5 protein-coding genes are annotated in these 11,979 nt (G+C 56.1%); all 5 read left to right on the forward strand.

Annotation, left to right across the window (positions count from 1 at the left end):
- The first annotated feature begins 36 nt into the window (after nucleotides 1–36).
- Nucleotides 37–2,385: an anti-phage ZorAB system protein ZorA gene (gene zorA / locus JHD77_RS03470; RefSeq protein WP_078458435.1), complete on the forward strand. Its 2,349-nt coding sequence runs from the start codon at nucleotides 37–39 to the stop codon at nucleotides 2,383–2,385.
- Nucleotides 2,385–3,128, forward strand: a complete 744-nt coding sequence (locus JHD77_RS03475) for an OmpA/MotB family protein (RefSeq protein ID WP_034020197.1) — start codon at nucleotides 2,385–2,387, stop codon at nucleotides 3,126–3,128. Before zorA ends, JHD77_RS03475 begins: the two co-directional genes overlap by 1 nt.
- Nucleotides 3,125–5,296 carry an EH signature domain-containing protein gene (locus JHD77_RS03480; protein ID WP_078458436.1) on the forward strand — a complete coding sequence of 724 codons (2,172 nt, stop codon included), beginning with the start codon at nucleotides 3,125–3,127 and terminating at the stop codon, nucleotides 5,294–5,296. Before JHD77_RS03475 ends, JHD77_RS03480 begins: the two co-directional genes overlap by 4 nt.
- A 7-nt stretch (nucleotides 5,297–5,303) precedes the next feature.
- Complete coding sequence (locus JHD77_RS03485) at nucleotides 5,304–8,333, forward strand: DEAD/DEAH box helicase (protein WP_078458437.1); 3,030 nt, start codon at nucleotides 5,304–5,306, stop codon at nucleotides 8,331–8,333.
- Between the two features lie 739 nt (nucleotides 8,334–9,072).
- Nucleotides 9,073–11,967, forward strand: a complete 2,895-nt coding sequence (locus JHD77_RS03490) for a DEAD/DEAH box helicase (RefSeq protein ID WP_078458438.1) — start codon at nucleotides 9,073–9,075, stop codon at nucleotides 11,965–11,967.
- The last annotated feature ends 12 nt before the right edge of the window (nucleotides 11,968–11,979 follow it).

Consider the following 11,979-nt stretch of genomic DNA (forward strand, 5'->3'; position numbering starts at 1 on the left):
CCTTTACCTCCTTGTTCGAAGACGTCACGGACGAAAATCATGGAATTTCTATATCACCTGTTGCCCAATTTTGCCTTACTGAAAGGCGGTAGCACGGAAGCGCTGGGCGTCATCTTTTGGTTGGTCATGGCAACGCTATTTGGCTATTCGCTAGTTTCGTTGGTGATGAGCAGCGCCCGCTTTAGGGTACGGGTTCGTGCCTTGAACAGCTTGGTCACGGGGCAGAACCGCGAAAACCTGGCATTAAACCGTCGAGAGATATTGCAAAAAGCCCTAGCGCTCAAGGACAAACGAATTGGTGCGCTATGGCGGGAGTTCGATGACAGCTTGGTTAGTTCCAGCGACCATAAGCAGCTCTTTAATACTTTGGATGCCGAGCATTTCTTTAATGTGCGAACTCTCGCGCATGGTTTGAGCGGAAGTCGCTTTTTCAGTTCTTTGCCAGGGTTGCTGGTCGGGTTGGGCGTATTAGCCACATTCGTAGGCCTAACCATCGGTTTATCGAAGTTGAAACTAGATAGCGCTGCAGGCGTGGATCAGTTGCGGGAGGGTATCTCCGTTATGATCCAAGGGGCGGCAGTTGCCTTCATGGCATCGGTTTGGGGGGTAGGTTTCAGCCTAATACTAAATTTAATTGAGAAGATTGCTGAGCGCTGGGCGCTTGGGCGCGTGCAGGATCTACAACATCGCATTGACACGCTGTATCCGCTGATCCCTGCTGAACAGTCGCTGGTTCATATTGCTGACTACAGTCGGGAAAGTAAGGAAGCACTGCAAGAGCTCCACGAACGTATAGGTGACCGCCTTCAGGAAAGCTTGGTAGGTATGAATGAGGCTATGCAGGCGGCCCTTACGGATGCTTTGAACAACATTATGGCTCCAGCCATCCAGACCCTTGTCAGCACGACCAGCCAGCAATCTACGCAAGTGCTAGAGCGGCTGGTAAGCAATTTCACTGATGGCCTCACGTCGGCAGGGCGTGAGCAGGGCAGTCTGATGCAGCAAGCCGCTGCCGATGTGAATGCTGCAGTCGGTGGGATGACCGATCGCTTGAATCAGCTATTCCAGACTCTGAGCGATCAGCAAGGGCGACAGCAGGAGGCGGCCAGACAGCAGAGTGGCGAGTTTCAGGCTCAGATGGATCGGCTTTCTTTGTCAGCAGATCAGCGCCAACAACAATTGGAGTCACGTTTCAGTGAGCTGTTGAGCGGATTGAGTGGCCAGCTGGATACGCAGCTTGGCTCCGCGCAGCGGCGGGATGAAGAGCGTCAGGCGCTTTTCGAGCGCACTTTGGTTGAGGCAGGGGCGAGCCAATCTGCGTTGTTAGAGAAGTTCGCCAGCGCAAGCCGTGAACAGCTTCAGGCTATGGCAGAGGCTGGAAACGAGCGGCATGGCAATTTGGAGAAAGTCTTCTCCCGGCTAATGATGACACTGAACTCCCAGCTGGATTCGCAAATGGGTGCTGCTGAGACGAGAGAGCAAGAGCGAGCCTTGCGCCATGATCAGCAGCAGGCTGCGGTATTGGCGCAGCAACAGCAGTTAATTGGCAGCCTTGGGCAGACCAGCCAGCAGCAGATCGGTGCAATTGCCGAAGCGGCGGCTGCACAGCAACGTGCTTTGGAGGAGTCAGTTAGCAAGCTGCTCGGTAACTTCAATGAGCAGATGTCGGGCCATGGCCAGCAAGCTGAGCAGCGTGAACATTCTCGCCAGCAACGCTTCAACGAGCAGCTGGAAAGCATGGCGGCGCAGCAGCATGCTCTGCTGGAAGGCATCGCCACAGGTGTACAAGCAACCCAGCAGCAAAGTCGCCAAATGGCTGAGCAGCATCAGCAACTGATGGGGCGTTTGCAGCAAGCCAGCGACGCGGCCGCTACTAGCAGCCGACACATGGACAGCAGTGCCAACCAGCTCGGATTGCTCTCAACCAATGTTCGTCAGGCAGCAGAGCTTCTTGGTCAGCGGTTAGAAAGCGTGACGCAGCGTATTGAGTCTGCTGGTGAGCAGAATGCCGAGCTCGCAGGCCAACTGCGGCAACAAGCTACCGCTTTGGCGCAACTTCAAGGTGCGTTGTTGGACGGCGCTCAGCGCTTCGAGCAGGCCGCCGCGGAAGCGCGCAGCGGATTTGGCGAGATGAGATCTCATCAGCAAGAGTTCCTAACCGGAGTGCGTGGTGAGTTCACTGCTCTGGGAGAGGCGCTGCGCAGTCAGGTGCAGGGGGTCGAGCAGCAAGCTGAGCAATGGCTGCGTAGCTACTCCACCGAAGTTCGCGATCAGGTGCATGAGCGCATGGACCAGTGGAACAAGGAAACCCTGAGCTTTGCTGGCCAGATGCATGCCGCAGTGCAGGCGATCAGTAACGTGGTCGACGAGCTGGAGGCGCGCTAATGCGTTGGCGAAAATCCCATGACGTACCAATGGAAGACGAGGATCCGTACTGGAAGTCTTTCGTGGACATTATGTCGGCGCTGCTGGTGCTCTTCATCTTGGCGTCGGTGGTACTGATCCTTCAGTTGATGGAGAAAAGCGCTGATTTTGATCAGCAGGTCGAGCAGCTGAAGAAAGCAGAAACTGTACGGCAGCAGATTCTCGATGAGGCGGTGGAGAAGCTCCGCCAGCGCGGAATTAAGGTTGAGGTTAGCGAGAACCATACGGTCCTGCGTATACCCAACGAATTGCTTGGCTTTGACACGGGCGCCTTTGAAATTCAGCCACGCTACCAGCCGACGGCCCTGGAGATCGGGGAGGTCATCAACCAGGTAATCAGTCGTGAAGATCGGGTCAACTACCTCGATACTATCTTCATCGAAGGGCACACAGACAACCGCCCCTTCCCAGGCTTTATGGGGAAGGGGAACTGGGGATTATCGACGTTTCGTGCAATCTCACTCTGGCAGTTCTGGAGCACCGAGATGCCTGAAGCGGAGCGTCTGAACCGACTGAGCAATCAGGACGGTGAGCCTTTGTTCTCGGTTAGTGGCTACGCCGAGACTCGCCCTGTAAGTAAGCGGCAGGACGGGGAGGAGGACTATCGGTTGAATCGACGTATCGACATCCGCTTCACCATTCGCCGGCCGCAGAGTTCTGAGTATGAAGCGGTTAAGTCATTGCTTGGGAACTCAACTAAATGAAGCTGCCGCCGATCGATAACCGCCCTGGTGAGTGGTCGCCTACGGTCATCGAGGGCTGGTCGCGCTTGGTGGAAAAGGCTAGCCGCATGAAGGCGAAGGTCGGTAGCGGCGATGCTTTCGAGCGAGCTATTGCCCGGTTGCGCAGCATGGCTAGTAGTGGGCGATTCGACGGACTAGTTGAGTTACTCAGCCGACGTCTAGGTGCTAGAGCGCTTACTTGGCTGTGGTTGCATGATGATTTTGCTGGTACTCGACTGTTCAACGGACGAATGCTAGAGGCCTTGTTGGAGAACCAGCGGCCCCGCTTGAGCCGACTGACGTTGATTCAGTTGCTCCAACTGTATTTCATCGTTTTTGATCGCCTTGACGAGAGAGACAAGCAGGCCGAGACCAGCTTACGAGGAAGGTTGGAGTGGCATTTACTGGATCAGCTCAAACGTTTGCCGGAGAGAGCTCGGCCCCAATCATTCGTTGCTGATCCATTAACAACGCTCAAGACGGAAGGAGATTGGCTGCTGACACTGGACGGCCCACTTCGTCTCGCACAGGCTGTGCGACAGCGTGGCAAGGAGCTAGCACAGACTTTCGAAGAGATGGGCCTGAGCGGATTTGATGTCGGACGTTATGGGGATATCTGTCGCGCACACTTCTACTTGGAAAGGCTGCGCCAGCTGCGACCCGGTGAGTGGGATGAGGTGCTCGATGAGCTGCTCAAACCATCAGTGAGTAAGGCACCGTATGAGGCGGATAGACGCATTGGTCATGCTGCACTGGAGATCATGATCGATCGTGCTGGGGATGATCCAGGTGACACTTGGCAAAACTTCATTCTCAGCCTGGCGGGTGATCCTCGTATTGCGAGTTCAGCTCCGAATTTCCGCGAGTGGTGGAAACCTCTGGGCGAGGAGCGCATTGGTAAGGTGCGTGGGTGGCTATCCAAGGAAGACCTGCGTTTATTCCTGCAGGCTGTTGAGCAGTATGGCGTGGAGTCAGGCAAAGAAGACCTCCAGCGTATGTTCCCGGCACGTAAGCTGTTTTTGGAGGGCTTGTTCAAGCTTGGTCTCATCCGATACACGAGGCTGATGCTTGGCAACAGCGCCAAGCTGTCGGTTAAGCGCATTCTAGGGGGGGAGGTAAAAACGAGCTTCGCCAGCCTGGACTCAGCGATGAACGACAAGGCGGTGATCTATCTCGACTGCGGTGATTTCCACTTGGTTGAGGGCTCTCATAGCTTCAAAATCTGGGCTTATCTCGGTCAGCCCGGTCATTGGGTCAAGTCGTATGAGCGAAATCACTTCTCTCACTACGACCTGACTACTTCATTGCCCAGCCAGTACAAGGCAGCCTACTCAGCTCTTCCCTACGAGGCAGTGGTCCACAATGGCCCCTGGCAGTACAAGGTATTTGAATTCTTGGCGAAGAATGGCATCGCTCTGGATATCGAGAAGCTGCTCAGCCGATCTGACTACAAAGCGTACCTCAGCAGGTACGGCATGCCGGTTGTTGGGCAGAAGAAAGCAAGAGTTGAACCCTTAGTACAGGCGTCCACTGATTTAGGGGCTGGTAAAGGGCGAGGTCCAGAGGCCATGAGCTCGGCCGAGTCGAACCCGGTCAAGCTTGAGGCTGCACGGAGGGTTGCACCCTCTGCGGGAGCACCTAATCCCTCTCAGATCGAGCTCAACAAGACTCAGCGTTCAATCTTGACCTACTTAGCCTCGAATCCAGATCGCTCCATGGGCGAAATCCGGCGAGCGATGGATGGGGATGAGGCTTTGCTTTATGAAATACAGGAGAGTCTCAGGGGTAGGCTTGCAGCCTACGTTCAACAAAATGACGTCTTCCAATGGTCCCTGTCAGAAGCAGGGCGAAATCTTCTCGGAGACGTGCCTTCCCCTGCTCGAACCAAGAGCCCTAGCACGGGCAGCTCTAATAGCGCAGCTCAGCTGAAGCGGCTTGGCGCGTTTGAGTTGCAGGTGCTTTGGTACTTCAAATCAAACCCAGGCGACAGGGTGAGATCTGCGGCCAACGTTCTTGATGTTGAGGCGCGAGAGATTAATCGGGTGCTCTACGGAGCCCTTAAAAATATGTGTGAGCAAGGCAGAAACTTTGGCTGGGCAGTAAAGGCCGACATATCTGACGCCCTGGAGCAACTGCCAACAGAATCGTGAGACGACCATGGGATTGGCTGACATCTTTAAAAGTCTGCTTGGCGAGGGGCGAGCAACGCTGAGCACGCAGCAGGGATTCGCCTACGCAGCGGACTCGGACGGCGTGAATTTCTACTTGGACAAGACGGTGTACGCGGCGCTGGCCACCGGCCAAGGGAATGCCTTGCAGAAGGTCCAGCTGATCGTTTTGCGTATGCTGCAGGAGCAGGGCTTAGCTGAGCCACTTGCTAATGGATTCCATGTGGCTGCTGAAGACGTCGCCGGCATGGATGATGAGCAGGCTGAGATTCTTCGTTTGCCCCGCCGGCTCAGCATGAGCTTTGTCAGCAGAATCAGCGGTCGAACTGGGCATAGCGGTTTTTGTGTCGATCTGGCAATTCAATCCAAGGCAGGTGAAGTGCCCTTCACGCGGAAGGGGCCACTGCTCTACCTGACGTCCACAGAATGCTATCGCCTGACGCCTGCTGAGTTGATGGGGCTAATGGCGTGGGAATACCACCAAAACCTGCCAGCACAGCAACGAGGAGAAGCCTCCAATTTGCGGATGATGGCTGAGCTGCAGACCGCTGCGCGTAACGGGATGCGTGTCGACCTCAGCCATTTTGAAAGGCTGGATGTGGTGGTGCCGGAGAACATTGGCGTCATTGCTACGCGTCTGGCGGACGGCAGCCTCATGCTCAGCCCCAGCTTGGGAGATGGCTCTACACCGGATCAGTTAGAGAAGCGCTGGTCCCAACTGGATATGGGAGCAGATGGCGGAGTATTGCGCATCGACAACCGTGTGGTGCTGCTTGAGCCGCAGAAGATGGCTGCGATTAAGGAAGTGTTGGGCAGTAAACGCATTCCTGCTGACCGGGTCGCGGAGTTCATCGCCACACCAAGCGCGTTCCTGGATGCGGCGTTGGTCAATCTTGACCTTGGTTTTTCTGTCCGGGTCGCAGGCATTGGCAAGCTTCAACACATGGAGTTTGGCGACCTAGACAATCAGAAGAATGATTGGTTTGCACTGGATTCACGCCCCGCTCCCGCTGAGATCATTCCGAAGTTAGTGCAATCCGAAGAGGACCTACAGCACTTCAACGAGCTCTACAAAGCGGCCATTGAGCAGGGCGCGACCAGCATGACCTTTGGGGGAGAGACGATTGATATCTCCGATCCCGCCCTTGTTGAGCAACAGCTGAAGAGGATTGAGGCGTCTCTGAGGGACCCGGCACTCGACGAAGTGCCCGGGGACTCATTGTCAGTAGAGCCCAAAGAGCGAGTGAGTGTGCTGCTACGTGATGCTGACGAGATCAGCAGCACGTTGTTGCGCAAAGCAAGCGAGGCTAAGCCCGCGCACGAGCCTGAGTGGAGTTCGTACGCGCGCCAACCCTTCCCGCACCAACGGGAGGGGGTTGATTGGATGCTTGGGCTGCTGGAGTCGGCAGTTTGCGATGATCATGATGATCTGTATCGGCTGCAGGGCGGACTGCTCGCTGACGATATGGGGTTGGGTAAGACCTACATGTCGCTGGTGACCGTAGGTGAGTATCTAGCACAGCAAAAGGCCTCTGGGCGTGCACAAAAACCAGTGCTTGTGGTGGCTCCCTTAAGCCTGCTGGAGAACTGGGAAGATGAGGTCGCGCAGACCTTTAGAAGCATCCCATTCCGGGACATCGTAGTGCTGCAGTCTGGAAGGGACTTGAGCCGCTTCAGAGTCAAAGGGGCCGAGCGAGAGTCCGCGCAATTGGCTTCGCTGTTAAATGACGATGGCGAAATGGACGATGAGTCCATTCGCTATGCGCTCACCATCGGTCCAGAGGTGGGTGTCCACCGCCTGGATATGGATCGTCGCCTGGTTCTGACTACTTATCAGACCCTAAGGGACTACCAGTTCTCTCTGTGCAGAATTGACTGGGGGCTGGTGATTTTTGATGAGGCACAGAACATCAAGAATCCTAATGCGGCGCAAACGCGAGCGGCGAAGGGTTTGAAAGCGGACTTCAAACTGTTGGCTACCGGTACGCCAGTCGAGAACAGCTTGGGGGACTTCTGGTGTCTCATGGACACAGCTCAGCCAGGAATCCTCGGAGGCTGGAGCCAGTTTCGTGACAATTGGATCAAGCCGATCCTGGCTGCGGCAGATGATGAAAAGGATGAGGTTCGGCGAAGGGTTGGGGCTGATCTGCGAGAGGCTGTAGGCCGATTCATGCTCCGCCGTATCAAGGAAGACCAGTTAAAAGGGCTTCCTAGCAAGACCATCCATAGCGGCGTGGCGCAGCCCCAAGGTGGGCTTCAGCTTCATGCAGCTCATCTTGCGGTTTCCATGAAGGGCATGCAGCTTCAAGCTTACGACGCCGTGCTCGAGGGCTTCCGGACAAGGCGTGCGACTGAGGACATGCGCGGTGCTGCGCTTGCAGCTCTTTCTCAGCTTCGAGAGATCTCTCTGCATCCGCGTCTTCGTGAAGAGGCAGCGTTGATGGCTGGCAGCGCTAGTGAGGCGCGTGCCCATATGGCTCAGTCAGGGAAGCTGGTGGTGCTGCTGGACTTGCTCGATCGAATTCGTCAGGGCGAGGAAAAGGTCATTCTGTTCATGGTCACCAAACGGCTTCAGAGGATCTTGAAGCTGTGGCTCGACCAGATCTACGGGTTGGACGTAGCGATCATTAATGGTGAGACCGCGGCAGTTGCGAAGAAATCAGATGAGCTGACTCGCAAAAAGCTGATCGGTGTTTTCGAGTCCAAGCCCGGCTTCAACATCATGATCATGTCCCCGGTTGCTGCAGGGGTTGGATTGACTGTGGTCGGAGCCAATCACGTTGTGCATCTGGAGCGCCACTGGAACCCAGCGAAGGAGGCGCAGGCGTCCGACCGTGTGTATCGTATTGGGCAGAAGAAAGACGTGCACATACACCTGCCCGCTGTGCTCCATCCACAATTTGACTCATTCGATGTTCACCTAGATCGCTTGCTTCGGGGCAAGTTGATGCTCAAGGATGCAGTCGTGACGCCCGAGGTTGTGAGCGAGGGAGAGATAATTCGCTCGATGGGATTGTGACGATTCGCATTGAGGCTCGCGCTTTGGTGCAGGTGCGCAACGTTGCTACGCGCATACACGAATTTCAATTCGGGTTAAGGGCCCTCAATAAATATGCACACAAACAGGACGCATAATCTGGCCATGAGGTCGCCCTGGCAGGCATCTTTGCAGGGTTATTAAATGAACCTGTTCCAGAGCTTGACGTGTATGAATCCCCATTATTGGTGTGGTTAGTCAGGCAATATATCTTGTTTATGTGGAAGTCCAGGCGGGCAGCTGACTGATTTGGAGCATGGGGGCTCTATGTGTTGTATTGGGTCCCAAAGGTGGAGCGACATACCCTACAGTACGGAGATGACGCTGCGGTGCAGTGCAGTGCAGTGCAGTGCAGTGCAGTGCAGTGCTCAAGATGCTGTGGTGCAAGCCGCGCCGCATACATCAGAGATATCTCTGATGTATAAAACGAAGAAATTTTGGTGGGCGCGCAGGGGTATTATTTGTACCCGCTCTGGTCTCGGAGTCGCGGAGGCCCTTGTTGGCAAAGGAAATTTTCGCAAATCCCTGCTTTACCAAGGGGGATTGGCTAGCTAATGTGATGACCTCTGCAAGAGGCCATCAAAAGGCTATCAGGGATGAGCAATGAGCAGGCAGCGCCTTCTTTTCCCTTCTCCATCGAATATCGGTTTGTCAGCCAGGCATGACCTGGCGGCAGCCCTAGGCATATTCGTCGCTTAACGAATTCAGACAAGGGTGCAGCATGCAATTGACCCAAGCTCCAGCTCCCGGCGCCCGCGCAGTGATCCGCGACGAAGAGTGGATCATCCAGAATGCTGATCAGTGCAACCTGGGAGGCTGGCAGCTCTCCTGCATCGGTGTATCGGAGACCGTGCGCAATCGCCATGTGCTATTCCTCACCGAGTTGGAAGACATCACGCTGATCGATCCGGCGAAGACGGAGCTGATCTACGACGATTCGCCAACCTTCACAGCTTCGCGCTTGTTTATCGAGGCTCGTCTGCGTCAGTCGGCATTGCAGAGCAATTCTGTCGTGATTGGTCAGCACGCGGTGATGGATACGCTGCCTTTTCAGTTGCAGCCGGCGCATCGCGTGCTCGAGCAACTGCGTCCGCGATTGCTGATCGCTGATACGGTGGGCCTGGGTAAGACCCTTGAAGCGGGCATCCTCACGACTGAATTGATGCGTCGGGGAAAAGCTCGCCGCATTCTCGTGGTCACGACCAAGAGCATGATGCGCCAGTTCCAGCAGGAGTTCTGGAACCGTTTTACCATCCCGCTTACTCGTCTGGACTCGGCCGGCATTCAGCGTATTCGTCGCGAAATCCCGACTAACCACAACCCGTTCAACTACTACGACCGCACCATCATCTCGGTTGATACCCTCAAACGTGATAGCGAGTACCGCCATTACCTAGAGAAAGCTTGGTGGGACCTGATCATCATCGACGAGGCGCACAACGTCTCCTACAAGGGCAACCGTACCCAGAGTAATCGCCTGGCTGAGTTGCTGTCGCAGCGCTCGGATGCGCTGATTCTGCTTACGGCTACACCGCACAATGGTAAGAAGGACAGCTTCGCCAGTCTGATGCGCATGCTTGACCCCACTGTGCTGCCGCAGGGGGCGGACTACACCCGTGAAGACGTTCAGCACCTGTTCGTGCGTCGCTTCAAGAAGGACGTACGCGAGCAGATGAAGCAGGACTTCCCAGAGCGTGAAGTCTTCCGTCTGGCTTCAGCCGCAAGCCCGGCCGAGAACCTTGCCTTCGATGCCCTGGCCGAACTCAAGCTCAACAGCGATGGCAGTGGCGCCCGCGATGGAGCCATGCTATTCCGCACCGTCCTGGAAAAGGCCCTGTTCTCCTCGCCAGCGGCCTGCTTGCAATCTCTCAAAGAACGCATTCGTAGGCTTGAGGGCAAGGACCCTCAGCATCCGGATCTCGAGGGCCTGCGCGATCTTCAGGGTTTGGTGCAGGCTATCGGGCCGCTGCAGTTCAGCAAGTTCCAGTATTTGATCGAGCAATTGCGCGGCGGCCAACATTGGCGTTGGGACGGCCGCGAGCCGAGCGACCGCCTGGTGATTTTCACGGAGCGCGTTGAGACCCTGAAGTTTCTCCAACAGGAACTGCCTAAGGCGCTTGGTCTGAAAGACGAGGCCGTCGCAATCCTCCATGGCCAACTGCCGGATCAGCAGATCCAGCAGACTGTTGAAGACTTCGGCAAGACCCACTCGCCGCTTCGCCTATTGATTGCCTCGGATGTGGCTTCCGAAGGCCTCAACCTGCACTACCAGGCACATCGCCTGATTCACTTCGATATTTCTTGGTCGCTGATGGTCTTCCAGCAGCGCAATGGTCGTGTCGATCGCTATGGCCAGACCCGAGCACCTAAGATCAGTTACCTGCTCACCGAGCCACGGCACGAGCGCATCCGTGGTGACCTGCGCTATTTGGAAATTCTCATTAATAAAGATGAACAGGCCGCCAAGAATATCGGCGATCCTTCGGCCTTCATGGGCTTGTATGACGAAGAGGCGGAAACCATTGAGGTAGCCAAGGCCATTGAGGCCAACGCTACTGTCGAAGCCTTCGAGGCACTGCTAGCGGGTGATGATGTTGACCCCTTCGAAGCACTCTGGACGAGCACTGCACAGGAGGCTATTCAAGCCAGCCAACCCATGGCCAGTGTGCATGCGAGCACTGCGGCTATCACTGCCCCTACTTGTGAGCTAACAAGCCTGTTCAATGACAGCTACCGCTACTTGCGTGATGCGCTGTGTCTGCTGGCTGGGCAATCGCCAAGCGAGTACTCACCTGTCAAATACGACGACGCCAAAAAGACCCTGAGCTTCCAGCCCAGTCGTGACCTGGAGCAGTTGCTCAAGCGCGATCTGGCCAGCGAGATGTGGCCGGAAGACAACACCTTCGCCCTGAGTGCCGATAAAACGGTGGTCGAGTCCGCCATCCGCCAGGCCCGCGACACCAACGCCTGGCCGCAGCTGCACTACCTCTGGGCGCTGCACCCGATTGCCCAGTGGCTCGACTACAAGCTGATGGCCCTGTTCGGTCGCCAGCGCGCTCCGTTGCTGCGAGTGGCACAAGGCCTGAATGTCGGCGAGGCCATCGTGCTGGTGCTGGCGCAGGTACCCAACCGGCGTGGTCAGGCTGTGCTCGCCGAGTGGATGGGCGTGCAACTCAATGCTGCAGGGCAGGTACAGGGCGTGCTCAGTCTGGAGGATGCGCTGCAGCGCACCGGTCTGGCCGGCAACCTCGGCAGCGGCACTAACATCAGCGCCAACGATGGCAATGCACCGGATGCACGTAGCGTACAGACCGCACTACCAGCGGTGATTCAGGCCGCCCAGCAGCACATTAAGCCAATCAAGCAGGCCTTTGACGCCGACAGTAAGGCACGGCTGGACCGCGAGCTAAGCAAGCTGAAAACCTTACAGAACAAACACACCGCCCAGCTGGAGCTGGATTTCGCCAAGGGCATCGAGCAGGTCAACGCAGCCAAGCGCAAGCAGAAGGAAAGCGACACTGCCGAGCTGTTCAACAACTACCAGCAATGGATACGCGACACCCTGCAACTGGACGATCGCGCCCAGTTAACCGTCGTCGCGGCCCTGATGGCGTAAGGAAGGAATACC

The sequence above is a fragment of the Pseudomonas sp. P20 genome, from assembly GCF_016463925.1.
GTDB lineage: Bacteria > Pseudomonadota > Gammaproteobacteria > Pseudomonadales > Pseudomonadaceae > Pseudomonas > Pseudomonas aeruginosa.

What these genes read in the sequence shown, in the direction of transcription:
- JHD77_RS03475 (WP_034020197.1), top strand. Translation starts at nt 2,385, where the DNA reads ATGCGTTGGCGAAAATCCCATGACGTACCAATGGAAGACGAGGATCCG.
- JHD77_RS03480 (WP_078458436.1), top strand. Translation starts at nt 3,125, where the DNA reads ATGAAGCTGCCGCCGATCGATAACCGCCCTGGTGAGTGGTCGCCTACG.
- JHD77_RS03485 (WP_078458437.1), top strand. Translation starts at nt 5,304, where the DNA reads ATGGGATTGGCTGACATCTTTAAAAGTCTGCTTGGCGAGGGGCGAGCA.
- JHD77_RS03490 (WP_078458438.1), top strand. Translation starts at nt 9,073, where the DNA reads ATGCAATTGACCCAAGCTCCAGCTCCCGGCGCCCGCGCAGTGATCCGC.